15 protein-coding genes are annotated in these 16,892 nt (G+C 62.3%); 7 read left to right on the top strand and 8 right to left on the bottom strand.

The window, feature by feature from the left end; all coding sequences use genetic code 11:
• Window positions 1-17: 17 nt before the first annotated feature.
• The 3 genes from BCY88_RS34370 (at window position 18) to BCY88_RS34360 (ending at window position 2,811) form a co-directional block, all read left to right on the top strand.
• Entirely contained in the window at window positions 18-1,061 is a 1,044-nt protein-coding gene (locus BCY88_RS34370) for a histone deacetylase family protein (RefSeq protein ID WP_120348549.1), read from the top strand.
• 11 nt (window positions 1,062-1,072) lie between these two features.
• On the top strand, window positions 1,073-2,104 hold the full coding sequence (locus tag BCY88_RS34365) for a histone deacetylase family protein (RefSeq protein ID WP_120348548.1): 1,032 nt from the start codon (window positions 1,073-1,075) through the stop codon (window positions 2,102-2,104).
• A gap of 83 nt (window positions 2,105-2,187) precedes the next feature.
• A complete protein-coding gene (locus BCY88_RS34360) occupies window positions 2,188-2,811 on the top strand; it encodes a glutathione S-transferase family protein (protein ID WP_120348547.1) in 624 nt (207 codons plus the stop codon).
• A gap of 108 nt (window positions 2,812-2,919) precedes the next feature.
• On the opposite strand, the gene BCY88_RS34355 is transcribed toward BCY88_RS34360, so the two are convergent.
• Window positions 2,920-4,731 carry a methyl-accepting chemotaxis protein gene (locus BCY88_RS34355; RefSeq protein WP_259461606.1) on the bottom strand — a complete coding sequence of 604 codons (1,812 nt, stop codon included), beginning with the start codon at window positions 4,729-4,731 and terminating at the stop codon, window positions 2,920-2,922.
• 348 nt (window positions 4,732-5,079) lie between these two features.
• Between BCY88_RS34355 and BCY88_RS34350 the strand changes: the two genes are divergently transcribed.
• Entirely contained in the window at window positions 5,080-5,424 is a 345-nt protein-coding gene (locus BCY88_RS34350) for a hypothetical protein (protein ID WP_120348546.1), read from the top strand.
• 12 nt (window positions 5,425-5,436) lie between these two features.
• Here the strand turns inward: BCY88_RS34350 and BCY88_RS34345 are convergent, their stop codons facing one another.
• Both BCY88_RS34345 and fabV read right to left on the bottom strand, forming a co-directional pair.
• Window positions 5,437-6,000 carry a hypothetical protein gene (locus BCY88_RS34345; RefSeq protein WP_120348545.1) on the bottom strand — a complete coding sequence of 188 codons (564 nt, stop codon included), beginning with the start codon at window positions 5,998-6,000 and terminating at the stop codon, window positions 5,437-5,439.
• Window positions 6,001-6,136: 136 nt separating this feature from the next.
• Window positions 6,137-7,333 (bottom strand): enoyl-ACP reductase FabV, encoded by a 1,197-nt coding sequence (fabV, locus tag BCY88_RS34340; RefSeq protein ID WP_120348544.1) that lies wholly within the window; start codon window positions 7,331-7,333, stop codon window positions 6,137-6,139.
• Between the two features lie 840 nt (window positions 7,334-8,173).
• Here fabV and BCY88_RS34335 point away from each other — a divergent pair.
• Window positions 8,174-10,705, top strand: a complete 2,532-nt coding sequence (locus tag BCY88_RS34335; protein ID WP_120348543.1) for a penicillin-binding protein 1A — start codon at window positions 8,174-8,176, stop codon at window positions 10,703-10,705.
• A gap of 161 nt (window positions 10,706-10,866) precedes the next feature.
• Here BCY88_RS34335 and BCY88_RS34330 read toward each other — a convergent pair whose 3' ends face one another.
• The gene (locus tag BCY88_RS34330) at window positions 10,867-11,985 is read right to left on the bottom strand and encodes a porin (RefSeq protein ID WP_120348542.1); all 1,119 of its coding nucleotides are present in this window, start codon (window positions 11,983-11,985) and stop codon (window positions 10,867-10,869) included.
• A gap of 412 nt (window positions 11,986-12,397) precedes the next feature.
• On the opposite strand from BCY88_RS34330, the gene BCY88_RS34325 reads away from it, so the two are divergent.
• A complete protein-coding gene (locus BCY88_RS34325) occupies window positions 12,398-12,784 on the top strand; it encodes a hypothetical protein (protein WP_259461605.1) in 387 nt (128 codons plus the stop codon).
• 67 nt (window positions 12,785-12,851) lie between these two features.
• Here the strand turns inward: BCY88_RS34325 and BCY88_RS34320 are convergent, their stop codons facing one another.
• The 4 genes from BCY88_RS34320 to BCY88_RS34305 form a co-directional block, all read right to left on the bottom strand.
• The gene (locus BCY88_RS34320) at window positions 12,852-13,283 is read right to left on the bottom strand and encodes a cupin domain-containing protein (protein WP_120348541.1); all 432 of its coding nucleotides are present in this window, start codon (window positions 13,281-13,283) and stop codon (window positions 12,852-12,854) included.
• 16 nt (window positions 13,284-13,299) lie between these two features.
• Window positions 13,300-13,983 carry an FMN-dependent NADH-azoreductase gene (locus tag BCY88_RS34315; protein ID WP_120348540.1) on the bottom strand — a complete coding sequence of 228 codons (684 nt, stop codon included), beginning with the start codon at window positions 13,981-13,983 and terminating at the stop codon, window positions 13,300-13,302.
• A gap of 61 nt (window positions 13,984-14,044) precedes the next feature.
• Window positions 14,045-14,482 carry a carboxymuconolactone decarboxylase family protein gene (locus BCY88_RS34310; RefSeq protein WP_120348539.1) on the bottom strand — a complete coding sequence of 146 codons (438 nt, stop codon included), beginning with the start codon at window positions 14,480-14,482 and terminating at the stop codon, window positions 14,045-14,047.
• 412 nt (window positions 14,483-14,894) lie between these two features.
• Window positions 14,895-15,980, bottom strand: coding sequence for a glycosyltransferase family 9 protein (locus tag BCY88_RS34305; protein WP_120348538.1), 1,086 nt, complete (start codon window positions 15,978-15,980; stop codon window positions 14,895-14,897).
• A 222-nt stretch (window positions 15,981-16,202) separates the two neighbouring features.
• Between BCY88_RS34305 and BCY88_RS34300 the strand changes: the two genes are divergently transcribed.
• Window positions 16,203-16,808, top strand: a complete 606-nt coding sequence (locus tag BCY88_RS34300) for a class I SAM-dependent methyltransferase (RefSeq protein WP_120348537.1) — start codon at window positions 16,203-16,205, stop codon at window positions 16,806-16,808.
• Window positions 16,809-16,892: the final 84 nt, after the last annotated feature.

The following is a 16,892-nucleotide window of genomic DNA, read 5'->3' as shown; positions in this document are numbered from 1 at the left end:
CAAAGGAGTGTTGAAACATGCTGACCGTGTACAGCGATCGCCATCACGACCATGACGGTGACCGCGTGCTGGTGTTCGGCGCGCTGCAGGCGAATTTCGACCGGCCGGCGCGCGCGGATAACATCGTCGGACGGATCCGGGAGATTGGTCTCGGGCCGGTGATCGAGCCGGATGACCATGGCCTCGAAGCCATTTTGAAAGTGCATGACGACGCCTATGTGCGCTTTCTGCGCGAAGCCGCCGCGGCGTGGCAGGCGCGCGGCAACGCGCATGCGCTGTCGGCCACGCTGCGCGCGCCCCGTCGTGCGCCGACTTCGCGCACGCCTGCGAACCTCGACCTCGACGCGAGCATCGGCCACTACCTGTTCGACACCGTGACCCCGCTGACACCGACGACGTGGCCGGCGGTCTACATGTCGGCACAGGTGGCGCTATCGGGCGCCGCCGCGTTGCGCGACGGCGAGCGCGCGGTTTTTTCGCTGTGCCGGCCGCCGGGTCATCACGCCGGGCGCGATTACGGCGGCGGCTATTGCTACCTGAACAACGCCGGCATCGCGGCACAGGCGGCGCTCGATCATGGTGCGCGGCGCGTGGCGATCCTGGATGTGGACTATCACCACGGCAACGGCACGCAGGACCTGTTTTACACACGCGACGACGTGCTGTTCATATCGATTCACGCCGATCCGCGGGTCGATTTCCCATACTTCACCGGTTTCGCCGACGAAACCGGCGAGGGCACGGGCGCCGGTTGCAACCGCAATTACCCGCTCCCGCACGGCACCGCATGGCCGCAATGGTGCGAAGCATTCGAAGCGGCCTGCGCCGGCCTCGCCGCGTTCGCGCCGGACGTGCTGGTGATCTCGCTGGGCGTCGACACCTACCAGGGCGATCCTATCGCGCAGTTCAGGCTCGGCCACGAACACTATTCGCGCATCGGCGAACGGCTCGCCGCACTGGCGCTGCCGACGCACTTCGTGATGGAAGGCGGCTACGCGCTCGATGCGATCGGCCTCAACGTAACCAACCTGCTGAGCGGATTCGAGCAGCAAGCATCCTGAGGAGACATTGCATGTTGACTGTATATAGCGATCTGCACCGGCTGCACCACGGCCATGCGGAATTGATCGACGGCGAAATGAAGCCGTGCTTCGAAATGCCGAGCCGCGCCGATTTCATCCTTGAGCGGGTGCGCGAAACGAAGCTCGGCGACGTGATTGCGCCGGCGGCGTTCGGGCTCGATCCGGTGCATCGTGTGCACGACAAGGGCTTTATTGCGTTTCTGCGCGGCGCATGGGACGAATGGAGCGCGATCGGCCGCACGCATGACGCGCTGCCGCTCGTGTGGCCGGTGCGCGGCATGCGCCAAGATCGCGTGCCGGAAGATATCGACGGCAAGCTCGGCTACTACGCCATGGATGCGGGCGTGCCGATCACCGCGGGCACCTGGGCGGCGGTCAGCGACGCGGTGGACGTCGCGCTCACCGGCGCACGCCGCGTGAGGGAAGGGGCGCGCAGCGCGTTCTCGTTGTGCCGGCCGCCCGGACACCACGCGGCGGCGGACTATATGGGCGGCTACTGCTATATCAACAACGCGGCGGTGGCAGCGCAGTCGTTCCTCGACGCGGGCGCGAAACGCGTGGCGATTCTCGACGTCGATTATCACCATGGCAACGGCACACAAAGTATTTTCTATCAGCGCCCGGACGTCCTGTTCGCATCCTTGCACGGCGATCCGCGCACCGAGTATCCGTTCTTTCTCGGCCACGCCGACGAAACCGGCGCGGGCGCGGGCCTCGGCTACAACGCGAATTTTCCGCTGCAACCGGGTACGGCGTGGGCCGACTATGCGGTGGCGCTCGACGCGGCGTGCGCGCGCGTCGCCGATTACGCCCCGGATGCGTTGGTCGTGTCGCTCGGCGTCGATACCTTCGAAGAAGATCCGATTTCGCAGTTCAAGCTGCGCAGCGCCGATTATCTGCGTATCGGCGAGGCGATCGGACGATTGGGAAAACCGACCTTGTTCGTCATGGAGGGCGGTTATGCGGTCGCGGCGATCGGGGTGAACGCGGTGAATGTGCTGACGGGTTTTGAGTCGGTGTGACGGGCTCCACAGGAATACGCTAGGATTCAAAGCGGATTTCCGGTGAAACTCATCCATAGCGACCGAACGAGCGGCGACGACCCATGCTTCAGATACTAGGCAAAGCTTCATCCATCAACGTGCGCAAAGTACTGTGGACGTGTGCCGAACTCGGCCTGCCGTTCGAGCGGGAGGACTGGGGTTCCGGATTCAGGACCCCCAATGTGCCGGAGTTCCTCGCCTTGAACCCCAACGCGATGGTGCCGGTGATCCGGGACGGTGAATTCGTGTTGTGGGAGTCCAACTCGATCATCCGTTATCTGGCCGGACGCTATGGCGGCGAGTCGCTCTATCCGGCCGATCCTTGCGAGCGCGCGAAGTGCGATCAATGGATCGACTGGCAGGCGAGCGAGTTGAACCGGGCATGGAGCTACGCGTTTCTCGCGCTCGTCCGGCACTCGCCGGCTCATCAGGATCCTCAGCAGATCGATCTGTCGTGCGCGAACTGGGCGAGGCATGTTGCCATCGTCGCCCGGCAACTGGAGACAACCGGCGCCTTCATCGCCGGGACATCGTTCTCGCTTGCGGACATTCCGATCGCGCTCTCGATTAACCGCTGGCTCGAAACGCCACTGCATCATGCCGATTTTCCCGCGCTGACGGCTTATATGGCGCGCCTTGCCACACGGCGGGGCTATCTGGACTACTGCCGCAACGGCACGCCGTAAGCCGCGCATCCAGCGCGTCCGTACGGGTGCCGGAGCGGCGATCTGGCCCATGTTGCAACCGCGGCGTGTGGCGGCGCCGGGTGGCCGCCGTGCCGTCTTCAGTGCGCGTTACGCGCGAGCGTCGGCGTGAGCCAGCCTGAACAGGCCCACGATGCGCGACAGGCCGTGGGCCTGCTCGTTCAGCGTCGCGGAGGCGGCGGTCGATTCCTCCACGAGGGCGGCGTTCTGCTGTGTCGCCTGGTCCATCTCGGCGACGCTGCGGTCGATCTGGCTGATGCCGGCGCTCTGTTCGTTCATCGCGCCGTCGATTTCGCCAATCACACGATTCACGCGGTCGATCCCCGCAACGATTTCCTGCATCGCCGCGCCGGCCGCCTGGACACGCTGGGCGCCCGTGCCGACGCTCGCTTCCGATGCCTGAATCAGGTCCTTGATCTCGCGTGCTGCCGTCGCGCAGCGCTGTGCCAGCGTGCGCACTTCGCCTGCAACTACGGCGAATCCGCGGCCATTCTCGCCGGCGCGCGCCGCTTCGACAGCCGCGTTGAGCGCGAGGATGTTGGTCTGAAACGCGATGCTGTCGATCACGCTGATGATTTCGGTAATGCGCGCCGAGGATCTGGCGATGTCGTCCATCGTGCTGACCGCGCTCGTCACGACTTCGCCGCCGCGCGCCGCCGCCTGGCTCGCCGAGGTCGCAAGCCGTGTGGCCTCCACGGCGGATTCGGCCGATTGCTTGACGCTGGCCGTCAATTGCGTGAGGGCAGCCGACGTGTTCTGCAAGTTGCTGGCGGATGTTTCCGTGCGCTGTGACAGATCGCGGTTGCCCATTTCGATTTCGCTGGTCGCGATCTTCATGTTTTCGACGCCGGCCCGCACTTCCAGCAGCACCGTGCCGATCTTGTCGACAAACGCGTTGAACGAGGCGGAAATCTGTGCCACTTCGTCATTGCCGACCACCGGCAGACGCTGCGTGAGATCGCCGCTGCCCGAGCCGATGGTATCCATCGCATCGCGCACCTGCGAGAGGCTGCGGAACGAATGCGAGGTGAAGTACGCGGCAATACCCACGGCCGCCAGCGTCAGCAGCACCATGGCCACGCCGAGCGCGCGCAGGACGTTGGCGAGGCCTGCCGTTGCCTCGGCCTTGTCGAGTGCGATCACCAGATACCAGTCGGTGCCGTGCACCGGCTGCGCCTCGAGCAGTTTCGCCGCGCCGCCCAGATCGACTTCCATCGGCGCACCGGCTTGCGCGAGCGAAGCCAGCGCGTCTGGCGTGAGGGCGGCGGAGATGTCGGACGCCGGCTTGAGAATCAGCTTGGCATCCGGATGCGCGATAACCTGACCGTCGCGCGCCACCACGAAGGCGAGGCTCGACGGTGTGGGGTGCACGGTGGCGACCACTTCGCGCACCCCGTCGAGCGGCACGGCGCCGCTCACCGCGCCGGCCGGCTGGCCGTTACGGATCATCGGCGCGGCGAACGATACGAAAGGCACGCCCGTCGATGCATCGCCGTAAGGCTTCGTGACCACCAGTCCGCCCGCAGCGAGCGCCGCCTTGTACCAGGGGCGTGCGGTCGGGTCGTAGTCCGGCGGCGTGCCGCTGGTCGAGAAAAAGGTCTTGTCGGTCCAGCCGACCGTCGTAATCGGGAAGCCGTCCGCGTGGCTCATGTGCTTGACGAAGCCTTGCGGATCGCCGTGTTCGACCTCGTCAGCGGTCGTCTTCACGGCCTGCGCCTTGGCCGCCACCCACTTGTCGATGGCCAGCGCGTTGGCGCCGGCGATGGCGTTCAGATTCTGCGCGATGCTCTCCATCGTGTTGGCGCGCACCGTGACGTAGGCGGTGGCGCCCGAGAGCGCGAGCGCACCGATGACGGTCGCGGAAGAAATGATCAGAATACGGGTGCGGAGTGACGAAATCATGGTTTCCGTGAAGAGTGGAGGGGTGCTGCACGAATCGGAACGCGGGTTGCGACACCTCGGCACGACTCGAGCCGGGCCACGGTTTTAGGACTACCTTCACGGACTACGGCGGAAAAGAGGAGAACTTGAGGCGCGGCGTGCGGCATCGGCCGCGTGCAGCGACATCGGAGGAGAGGCCGGCACTGCCGCACGGCGGCGATATTGAGGTGATGGGGCTCGTTCGCAGATGAATGCTTACAAAAATACCTGCGAAATACTTACGAAATGCAGAATGCGGGATGCTTCTGCGTAGCTCGACCTGACTCGCCTACAATGGCCGGTTTAGCAACACGGATTGAAGGTTTGAACATGCGGGTATTGAAATTTGCACTGGCTGTGCTGGCGGCCTGTTTTACGCTCAACGCAAGCGCCGAAATGACGGCTGCGCAGTACAGGCTATGGGCGCATAGCGACAACAACTCGGTCTACGCGGCCTATATCACGGGCACGATCAACGCGCTGGGGTGGGCGAACGGGGATCTGGTGTCGAAAAAGCGTCCGCCGTTGTTCTGTCCGCCGCAGAACCTCGCTATCGGCAACCAGAATGTCTATCCGTTGCTCGATCAGTTTTTCGCCAATCATCCGAGTATTTCAGACGACTTTCCGATCGGGCTCGCGATTCTGCGCTCGCTTCAGTCGGCGTTTCCCTGCTGACACGCCGACCGGCTAAGGCGCGAGGCGAAACGCGTCCACCGCCCACACCTCGTTCGCGAGAATAGACGGCTGCGAGCGGGCAAGCCACTCCGCGAGCGGCGTCAGGCTGATGCCTGGCTCAACCGAAGCGCCGAAAGCCTCGGAAACGAATGGCGCATCTTCGTCCGGGCGGCGGACGATCTGAACGATATGAGTGATGCCGCGCAGCCGGGGATGGTTGGCCGCCCAGGCCGGGTTGCCCATCTTCAAGCCAATGGTTGCGCAGCGCGGCAGGGCGTGGGCCGTGACGTCGGCCCCCTGGAGCATGAACCCTGTGCGGTGTCCGATTTCGTGAATGATCCGATCGGACCATACGTGCAGCGCTTTCATGTCGTCGGCGGCGAACACCGCGCGGGCGGCGGCCTCGTTCTCCGCTCGCAGCGCCTGCGTGAGAAGCAGGGCGGTCCACCCGGAGCAATCGATGACCGGCGGGTTCGCGAAAAGCCCTTCGGACTTGACGCCGCGCCGGTATCCCACCTGGCCCGTATAACGCTGCACGAGCTGCCACATCGCCGCTTCGCCCGCCTCGAACTTCATCGCGCGCAGTCCTCGTGTATGCAGCCCGGGGATGGGCTGCCGATCGCTCCACAAACCGCTCTACAGACGCTACACCGCCTGCGAATTCTGCAAACGGGACAACAGGCGAGCGGGGCGAGAAGGGCTCCGCGAAAGCTTAGATCTGCACGAGCCCGGGAATTTGCACGTCCGGATTGACGTCGGCTTCATAGTCCACGCCGGCGATTTCGAAGCCGAACAGACGCAGGAAGTCGGTCTTGTAGCCGCTGAAGTCGGTGAGTTCGTAAATGTTGTTGTCGGTCACCTGGGTCCAGAGTGCCTGGACCCGCGCTTGCACTTCAGGATCGAGTTCCTTGTAGTCGGCGCGCAGACGGCCCTCTTCGTCGATGTGCGGCGTCGCACCGTACATGCTGTCTTTGTAGAGACCGTAGACCTGCTCGATACAGCCTTCGTGCGTGCCTTTTTCCTTCATGACCTTGAAGAGCAGCGACAGGTACAGCGGCATCATCGGGATCGCGGAGCTGGCTTGCGTGACGACCGCCTTGAGCACCGAAACGCGCGCATCGCCGCCCTTGGCTGCGAGTTTCTCGCGAATGCCGAGCACCTTCTGATCGAGATCTTTCTTGGCCGCGCCGATCGAGCCGTTCCAGTAGATGTCGTGCGTGATCTTTTCGCCGAGGTAGGTGAACGCGGTCGTCTTCGCGCCGTCCGCGAGCACGCCGGCGTCGAGGAGGGCGTCGATCCACATCTGCCAGTCTTCGCCGCCCATCACCGCGACGGTGTTGTCGATTTCGGCTTGCGTGGCGGGTTCGAGGACGGTTTCCTTGATGACTTCCTTGTCGGTGTCGAGGCCACGCAGGTTGACGGCCTTGCCGACCGGCTTCAGGGTCGAGGTGAACACTTCACCGGTTTTCGGATGCGTGCGCTTGGGCGCTGCCAGGCTGTAGACGACCAGGTCGACCTGACCGAGATCGCGCTTGATGATTTCGATGGTGCGTTGCTTGACTTCATCGGAGAAGGCGTCGCCGTTGATGCTGGTCGCGTACAGGCCTTTTTCCGTGGCGAATTTCTCGAAGGCGGCGGTGTTGTACCAGCCAGCCGTGCCGGCTTTGGTTTCGCTGCCGGCGCGCTCGAAGAAGACGCCGAGCGTGGCGGCGTCGGAGCCGAATGCGGCGCTGATGCGGGCAGCGAGGCCGTAGCCGGTGGAGGCGCCGATCACAAGCACTTTCTTCGGGCCATTGGCGATGGGGCCGCGTGCCTTGACGTATTCGATCTGTTCCTTGACGTTGGCTTCACAGCCGGTCGGATGAGTCGATACACAGATGAAGCCACGCACGCGCGGTTTGATGATCATGAAGCACCTCTTGTCGGAATTGCCGACATTATAGTGGGGTTGGGTTTTTGCCTGTTCGGCGGGTTTTGTTTTGTTTGTGGGTTTGGTCTTTCCTCGTTCTGGCTTCTTTGGCCTTTCCTTGCTGTGTTAGTGGTTTATTAGCGTTGCCCCTGTGCGGGGCGGCACTTACTTTCTTTGCCGCCGCAAAGAAAGATAAGCAAAGAAAGCGGCTCACACCGCCAGCTCATAAGTGGGTCCCCTGGCTTGGAGGGGGTAGTGGTGCATCTGGAATCCGTGTTCTCGCGCACTCCGCGTTAGTGACAAGGGCGTCATTCTTCCGGCGGCGCTGCGCGCGCCGAACGGTTCTTCATAAAACCATCCGCCAACTAATGCACCGCATCGACGGTTCATTTGAAGTGGGGTTCGCTAGTGAGATGGGAGCACCTCGCCGAGGCGAAGCCGATGGCTCCCGCTACGCGAAACGAAGCCTCTGGTTTCCCATGCAGACTCATCCGCGACGCACGCAGTGCGGAGTGGGAGCGAATGAGTGCTTTGTCACTCGCGCGGAATGTGCGAGGGCACAGATTCCAGATGCACCACTACCGCAACTGTGCGGGGGACCCGCTTATGAGCTGGCGGGGTGAGCCGCCGCTTTCTTTGCTTATCTTTCTTTGCGGCGGCAAAGAAAGTAAGTGCCGCCCCGCACAGGGGCAACGCTAATAAACCACTAACACAGCAAGGAAAGGCCAAAGCCACAGGCATACAGACAAGCAAGCGCCGCGAAGGCAAACAAAACAAACCCACCTCAACACCCTGCTACGATGCTGCCTTCGTCAAGCAGAACCCGAACGGTAACCCCGAGTGAAGCGTCTGATCCCCAAATTCCTGGAGACCCTTGAAAAAGGGCTAACCCTGGCAAACCAGCCCATCGCCCGGGCTTTCTGGCACCTACGCCATCCCACGCTGCGCGGCATGGCATGGGCCTGCGCCGCGATTCCGGCGCTTTTCGTCGTGTACGTGCTGGCGCTGATCCCATTCACGCCGAGCATCGGCGATATCCGTAAGGCGAAAATCGAGCAGCCCGCGCAGATTCTTTCCGCAGACGGCAAACTGCTGGCCGAATTCAAACCCTCGAACCGTGAGTGGGTCAAACTTCAGGACATCTCGCCGAACGTAGTCAACGCGCTCATCGCCACGGAAGACCATCGCTTCTATCAGCATTTCGGCCTCGATTGGCGCCGCACGGCATCGGCCGCGCTGCACACGTTTTCCGGCGACCGTCAGGGCGGCTCGACCATCACCCAGCAACTCGCCCGCAATCTCTATCCGGACGAGATCGGCCGCGCCCCCACGCTGACCCGCAAGATCAAGGAGGCAATCACGGCCTTCAAGATCGAGGCGCTCTATACCAAGGACGAGATCCTCGAGACCTACCTCAACACGGTGCCGTTCCTCTACAACGCCTACGGCATCGAGATGGCGGCACGAACCTATTTCGACAAATCGGCCGGCGAGCTAAACGTGCTGGAAAGCGCGACACTCACGGGCATGCTCAAGGGCAACAGCTACTACAACCCGGTGCTCAACCCCGAACGCGCCCTGCAGCGGCGCAATACGGTGCTGGCGCAAATGGTCAAGTACGGCAAGCTCACGCCCGCGGCCTACGCGACGCTCTCGCGCCGTCCGCTGCGCATCGATTTCGAGCGGCAGACCGAGCCGCCCGGACCCGCACCGCACTTCGCACAGCAACTGCGTAAGTGGCTCGCGGCCTGGGCCGATCGCAACGACTACAACATGTATTCGGACGGGCTCGTGGTGCGCACCACCATCGATTCGCGCATGCAGACCATGGCCACCCAGGCCGTGACCCTGCAGGGCAACCAGTTGCAAGGCATCGCCAACTCGGCCTGGGGCACGCGCGCGGGTTGTGCGGGCGGCCGCGATCTGCTGCAGACTTTCCTGCGCGAAACGCCCGACTATCGCGCCGCGAAAGACGCGGGCCTGACGGACGACGAGGCGCTCAAGCGCGTTTCGTCCGATCGCAGCCTGGTGCAGTCGGTGTGCGAATCCAAGACCCGGGTGCAGGCGGATTTTCTGGCGATGGACCCGCGCAACGGCCAGATCAAGGCATGGGTCGGCAGCCGTGACTTTAGCCAGGACCCGTTCGACCACGTCCAGCAGGCGCGGCGGCAACCGGGCTCGACCTTCAAGCCGTTCGTCTACGCGGCGGCTTTCGAAGACGGCGCCAAACCTGGCGATACCTTTGTCGACAAACCCGTCGAGATCCCGCTGGCGGGCGGCGAAGTCTGGCGTCCAAACGACGAGGATGAACCGAGCGAGCGGGCCATCAGTCTGCGCGACGGTCTCGCGTATTCCCGCAACCGGATCACCGCCCAGTTGATGGAAACCGTCGGTCCGAACAAGGTCGCGAGACTGGCGCGTGCCATGGGCGTGCGCGACAGCGAACTTGACCCGGTGCCGTCGCTCGCGCTTGGCACGAGTCCGGTGACACTCAAGGAGATGGTCTCGGCCTATGGCACGATCGCCAACCTCGGTGCTTACGTGGAGCCGGTGATGGTCACGCGTATCGAAAACCGCAACGGCGAGGTGCTGGCCGAGTTCGCGCCGGTGGCGCCCAAACAGGAGTTGCCGGTCGACGCCGCCCGCACGCTCGTCGATGTCATGCGCGACGTGGTGACCCGGGGCACGGGCTCGAGCATTCGCAGCCGCTTTGGCGTGCGCGGCGATGTCGCCGGCAAGACGGGCACCACGCAAGGTAATGCCGACGGCTGGTTCATCCTGATCCAGCCGCAGCTCGTGGCAGGCGCGTGGGTCGGCTTCAACGATAGCCGGGTGACCTTGCGCAGCGACTATTGGGGCCAGGGGGCGCACAGCGCGTTGCCGATCGTCGGCGACTTTTTCCAGCGCGCGCAACGCTCGAAACTGATCGACAGTCGCGTCAGATTCGCGACCGATCAGCAGCCGGGCTGGTTTGCGGAACGCTCGGGCAGGTTGCGCGAGTGGTTCGAGCATCTGTTCGCGGCGTCGTCCACGAAGACTGAAGCGCCTGTCGTCACGCGCAATACGACGCGGCACACACCTGCCGCGACCGCGCCTGCGCCTGTATCTGCACCGGCGCAGGCGCCTGCATCCGCTGCGGATGTCGAAGGGAAGCCGTTCGCGGCGCAGCCGCCCCTGCTTCAGGCACCTGTGCCGGCGAGCGGGGTAGTGAGCGGCGCAGCGAATGGATCGGTCGACGGTCAGACGCATGGCAGCGGCGAACCCGCTCTCGCGCCGACACCCACGCCGGACGACATCGCGCCACCGGATGCAGGCGGCAGCGCGGCAAGCTCACTCCCGAGCGCACCGGCCGGCGCGAGCGCCTCGCCCTGAGAGGTTCACGAGTATCCCGCCAGGATCTCGTCGCCGTCACCGTCGCCCTGACTGCCGCTGCCCGACGGGCATGCGGCAGGTCACGATTCGCGCGGGATCCGCGAGGAGCGCCCGCCGCCAGGCAGCGAAGTTCCCACGCCACCCGGCCGCGGCGATTCGCTTCAGAAGCGATGCGTCATACCCACTGTCGCCAGAATCTGCCTGGTTCCAGGGGCCGTGACGGTGACGCCCGGCCAGCTTACCGTGGCGGTGCCGTTGTTCTTCACGTAGCCCGCTCGCATGTACAGGCTCGTGCGTCGCGATATCGAATGATCGACACCCAGCTCGATGCCCGGCGCGTTGTCATGCGTGCCGCGCACGTTGCGCTGAACACCCGCAATCTCGATCACGTCGATCGGCGTGGCCTGGATCGTCGCGCCCAACTCCGCAATGCTCAACGAATGGCCGGTGCCCAGATGCGCGGCCAGCGACCCCGGCGCCGGATCCTGCGCGCGGTTATAGGAATAGTTGAACTGGAAGTTCACGATGCCGATCCGGTAAGCGAGCGCGCCGATGAAATGCTCGGTGCCCAGCAAGCTCAGCGAAGCAGGCAGGCCGGTGATGGTTTCCTGTCCCGGATGCTGGTTGACGTACGCAAGACCTGCGTAGAAACCGTAGCCCGAGTACGTCGCCGCGACGTTCAGCATGTTGCCTGTCGTCGCCGGCACGGGCTGGCTCACCGTGGCGGCGAACGCATACATGCCGTAGAACTGCAGGCCTTTGAGATTCGGCGATTGATACATGACCGAATTGCTGGCTCGGCCGGAATCGTATTGCGTCGAGAGCGTGTTCCGGTCGACTGCGAGAACTGCGGCTGAAAAGGGCGAAAGCACTTCGTTCGCGCGAAACGGATCGGACGGATAGATGACCCGGAAGCTTGGTTCGTACTGACGGCCCATGGTCAAGGAACCGTATTTGTCGGCGCTCAGGCCGACCCACGCCTGACGATAGAAGAGCGCCGAGGTGTCGGCGAACAACCCGCCGTTGTTCACGTTAAAACCCGTTTCGACGTTGAACTGCGCCTTCAGACCACCACCCAGATCTTCCGTGCCCTTCAGGCCAAACAGGGAGCCGGTCGAGCCGCCGCTTTTCTCGGCATACGAATGAACGCCGCCGTTATCCAGATACTGAATGTTGGCATCGACAACGCCATACAGCGTCACGCTCGACTCGGCGGCCGCGGCGCCACCGGCAGCAAGAATCAGCGTGGCTCCGCAAACGCCATGATTGATAAAACGCATGCATGTCTCCTCTTTTTATATCCGCCTGCTGCGGACTTGATTGCACAGTCTTCATGCGAGGGCGAACGTGGTCTGACTTCATCGACCCCGGCGACCTCGACCGGTCGAGGCAAAAATGGAATGACCGTGCTAATTTCAAGCCAACCGACGGGATAAAGCCAGTGCATTGTTTTTATGAGAAGAGTGCGGATATTGCATGGCAGGGGCAGGCCGGAAAAACCCGGCCCGGGGCGGCAGGAATGCGCGCTCCGCCCGTTATGCCCGTTACGCCGCGGTCTCCCGGCGTTCCCGTCCTGACAAGGCTTGCAGGTTATTGTTCGGGCGTATGCAACAGTGTTTTCGGTTGAGGGTGCTGATCTCGTGCGCCTGATTGCGCATAATTCTGGGATTGGAAAATAGTTAAAAAACGTAGATGAACAGGTTCAACCACATTTCAGATCACGTGCCCGCTCAGGAACGGGCCTCGATAGCACCGCAGCGCCGAAACCCACTGTCCAGCCGGGCGCGCGCGCTCATCGCGGCGTTTGCCGCCTGCGCCAGTCTCACCAGTCTCGCCGGGTGTGCATCGGCGACCGACGTTGTCGCTACCGACAAGCCCGGCACGTACACGGTGGCGGCGAGCGCGACCGGTGGCCGGATGGCTTGGGCCCGCGCGCACGAACAGGCGGTAAGCGAGGCGCGCGATTTCTGCGAGCGCCGCGGCATGCAGAGCAGTGTCACGACCGAAACGGTGAGCGGCGTGCAGATGATGACCGAGCATGCATCGTCAGTGAATTTCGAATGTCATCCGAAGTTCTAGGGATGCGGGGAAATGGAGTCAGCCCGCGTGAGAGGGGCATGAACCGCCTGCCTCTCACGCGAGACGCTCACTGTTTGTCGAACGTGACCAGATTTTTATCTTTCGTATCGGCCACGAAAATGGCCAGCAGCTTCGCGGGTTCCGTATCGCTCGCGTTTTCGCTGACCGCATGATGCGCGCCGGGCTTTTCGATCCAGTGTTCCCCCGCGTGAAAGACGCGCGTCTCGCCGTCGTTGACCCGGCTGCGGATCGCACCGGACAGAACGTAGCCGACCACAAAGGCTTGTCCGTGGCGATGCGGTAGCGACTTGCCCCCGGGCGCATAGTCGACGACCAATGCCGTCATCGTCTTGCCCGGAACGTTGGCAATGGCCTCGGCGAACGCAGGTGTGATTGTCTCGTGCGCAGCGGCCGGATCGGCGGCGAACACAGGTTGAGAGACTGCCGCGATGGACAAACCGGCGAGCGCCGCCGTTGCGATTAGGGTACGAATTTTCATGCAATTGCTCCTGGCTTCATGCCATGACGTTGTTGTTCGATTCCACTGTCGAGGCCGGCTCCAACTTCGCCTGATTGGCCCAGTTCGCCGCCACCGCTGCAAGTTCGGTGCGCGCGCGTTCGAGCGCTTCGAGCCGAGCCTCCTGATCTGCAAACTGCAACGGCTGCGCGTCGACGAAAGAGGGCGCCGCCACGCCGATAAATCCGAAGGCAGCCCTGAGCGCCGGCGTCAGCGCATCCATCGACGCGTAGGGTGAACCGGCACGCAGATCGGCACCGCGGCTCGTGATGAAGAGCACCTTCTGCCGCACAAGCTGGCCTTCTATGCGGCCGTCTTCCGTATTCACATAGGTCACGCCGGCACGTGTGATGCTGTCGATGAAAGCCTTGAACGCGGACGGCATCGACCAGTTGTACATGGGCATCGCAAAGACCAACGCATCGGCCTCGAGCAGGCGCTTGCACAGCGCATCCGATACGGCCAGCGTCGCCTTCATCGCGGGTGTGCGCGCATGCGGCAGCGTGTAGGTCGCGATCGCGAATGCTTCGTCCACATGCGGCGGCGTATCGACGGTGACGTCAAGATAATCGACTTCGATATCCACACCGTCCTCGCGCAGGCGCTCGAGAAAATATCGGCTTAACGCGCGCGAGTTGGATCGCTCGCGTTTGGCGCTCGCGTCGACATGCATGATCTTCATGGCTTCTTTCCTTCAGGGTTGATGCAGAAATAGAGTTCGCGGCAGCACGGCCGCTGTGCACTCAGGATGGCAGCTTGCGAAACGCGATCGCAAAGCGGTTCCACGCGTTGATGGCGGAGACCAGCAGCGTCAGATCGACCAGTTCCTCATCGCTGAAGTGCGGGCGGACGGCTTGCCATACGGCGTCGGGTACGTGTTCTTGTGACACCAGCGTGAGCGCTTCGGTCCATTCGAGCGCAGCGCGCTCGCGGTCGGTGAAGAAGGGCGTTTCACGCCACACGACAACGGTGGCCAGACGCCGCTCGGACTCGCCGCCTTTGCGGGCGTCAGTGGTGTGCATATCGACGCAGAACGCGCAGCCGTTGATCTGCGAGGCGCGCAGACGGACCAGTTCGGTCAGCGATTTTTCGAGGGCCGATTTGTTGATGCGATCTTCGACGCCGAGCAGGGTCTTGATGGCGGCGGGGCTGGCTTTGTAGAAGTCGAGACGTTGTTCCATGATTCACTCCTTGGCTGGTTGGACCCGATTAGCGGCCGGTGAGTGAAGATTAGAGGTTCAACTGGCATTATGAAATAACCGGTTTTACCTAATTTTAGGTAACCGCTTTTCAAGGAAAATGAATCGGTTGGGCGTGTTCTAACGCTGCAGGCGTGGCAGCCCGCATGGATGGGCGAAGCGGATAAAGGAGCGTCGCCAGCCGCCGCGCGGGGAGGGATTTGAACCGGTCCTCGCGAGCAGACGTCAACGTCGAGTGACGCTCCTCATAGTCGTGAGCAAAGTCCTCCGGTGGAGGCGGCGTCCACAGGTAAAAGCCGTTATCCGCCGTGAAGGACTGGCTTGGCCAGTCGATGTCGGCCGGCACGTAGTCGATGATACGGATGGCACGCGCTGCTGAGCGCGTCGTCGAGATTCACTCCAGGCTGAACGGCAGCAGTTTGCGGCAGTAATCAGTCACCTCATTCGCGATCGTTTCGGTCGGAATGCTGTTGATATCCTGCTCAGCGAAAATGGTCCGCATTTTTGATTCGGCATGGAGACGCCACTCGGGCTTGATCTGGCAGAACATGGCAACGCCCGGTTTCCCCAGGGCTGCGGCAATATGCATAAGCCCTCCGTCCGCTCCGACAAAAAAGCAACTTCGTTCTATCAACTCGGCCGCAGCCGTAATATTTGGTAGGTCTACGTACGAATCGATATGCTGGCAATCCGCTGCGTCACGAATCGCCTTGACGGCCTCGAACGCACTTTCGCCGGTACCCAGGAGGACGAACCGCGGGCTCGGGACCTGTTTCGGCCAGTTCGAAGCAATCAGCCGGATCAGCGTCGCCCAATCTTCAAACCTGCGGCGCTTGTCGCCGCCGCCCACCGCGATCGAAATCGTGAATTCATTGGAACGCCCAGCGCTTTGGCACGGCACCCTTAGCGTGGGTTCGATCGGGCCGGATTCGTGCTTCGGCTGGAACACGCGGGCAATCTGCTCGTACGCGAGATGAATTCTCGAAAAATGCTCATCCCTACGATGTCCCATGATCGAAAACCACGGCGTGAACGGATGGTATTGAAGCTTCTTGAGGATGGATTTGGTGCTGAGGCTTTGCACGATCACCATGTCATATCGTGCATCGCAATCGTTCAGCGAACGGACCACGCGCCGGAACCGGTCGTCGCCGGTAAACAGTTCTAGCGGACCGTGGGGCATGCAGAGATCGATGGAGATGCGCGGGTCGATCAGAAACCTTTGTGACAGGTCCATGATGGAGTCCCCGATCGTGGCCCAGTCGTAATACCACAGCAATTTCCGGACTTTCTGGGGGGCATCATTGGCTATCAGAAGTTGCTGACCGCTCAGAAGCATCAGGGCGGTTCGTTTGACCACCGCCAGAGCCGAGGAGGGCGTGCTCTTCTTCTCACGCCGGAGTCTGAACCCCACAATGCGGCTTAGCCTTTGCCCGACTGGCAACCCCTTTTTGAATTCTTTGCGCTTGGCCAGTGCCATTAACTTCCCCGAACGAATGCTGATATTTTCGCGCTAGTATAAGGTAGCTGACTTTAGCCAAGCATTTTGAAAGGGGAGCGCTACCGGTCCGGGCACCCGAAAACGCGGCGCCATTTCCGTTGGAGCCGTTGGTTATCGAATGCGTTTCGTGCAGACTGATCGACACCTTCGGAAGGCGAGTCGCGAGTCGAGTTGGTTGTCCGTTGCGCTCCAGGAGACTTCATGAATGATCCCGCTGGTACAGCCGGGTATCGCAGCCGTGCAACTGAGCTGGCTGCGCAGTACGAAAGCATTACGTTTGAAGCTGTTCATCGGGACGTAATCCATCTCTTTCCACAGAGGCAGGCCGATATTCTCGACATAGGAGCGGGCTCTGGCCGCGATGCTGCCGCACTCGCTGCGCGCGGACATCGGGTTGTCGCAGTCGAGCCAACGCCCGAATTAAGGTACGAAGGGGAGAGACTTCATTCATTGCCCAATCTCGAATGGGTTGATGATCATTTGCCGACGCTGCGCGCGATGCGAAGCAGATCAGAGCGCTTTGACCTGATTCTCCTGACTGCTGTCTGGATGCATCTTGACGAGATTGAGCGGCAGACTGCGATGTCCGCTCTAGCCGAATTAGTGAGCGCTGGCGGCTTGATCGTTATGTCTCTTCGGCACGGTCCCGTACCGGCTGGGCGGCGAATGTTCGATGTGTCGGCACACGAGACGATCGCTCTGGGTGTGCAAGCCGGCTTGCAAAAACATCATTACAGCACTCGTGAAGATATGCTTGGCCGGGGTGATGTGACCTGGAGTTTTATTGCGCTGAGGCGGGAAACTTAAGATGTCACTGCGCTGAATCGGCCGAAGTGACGCGTCGCCAATCGGCGATCGACAGCGCGGGAGCCGACCGCGTAGCAGCGAAAG

This window comes from Paraburkholderia fungorum (genome assembly GCF_003610895.1).
Taxonomy (GTDB): Bacteria; Pseudomonadota; Gammaproteobacteria; order Burkholderiales; family Burkholderiaceae; genus Paraburkholderia; species Paraburkholderia fungorum_B.
The sequence above is the reverse complement of the archived record's forward strand: the minus strand, read 5'-3'. Positions and strand labels throughout refer to the sequence as shown.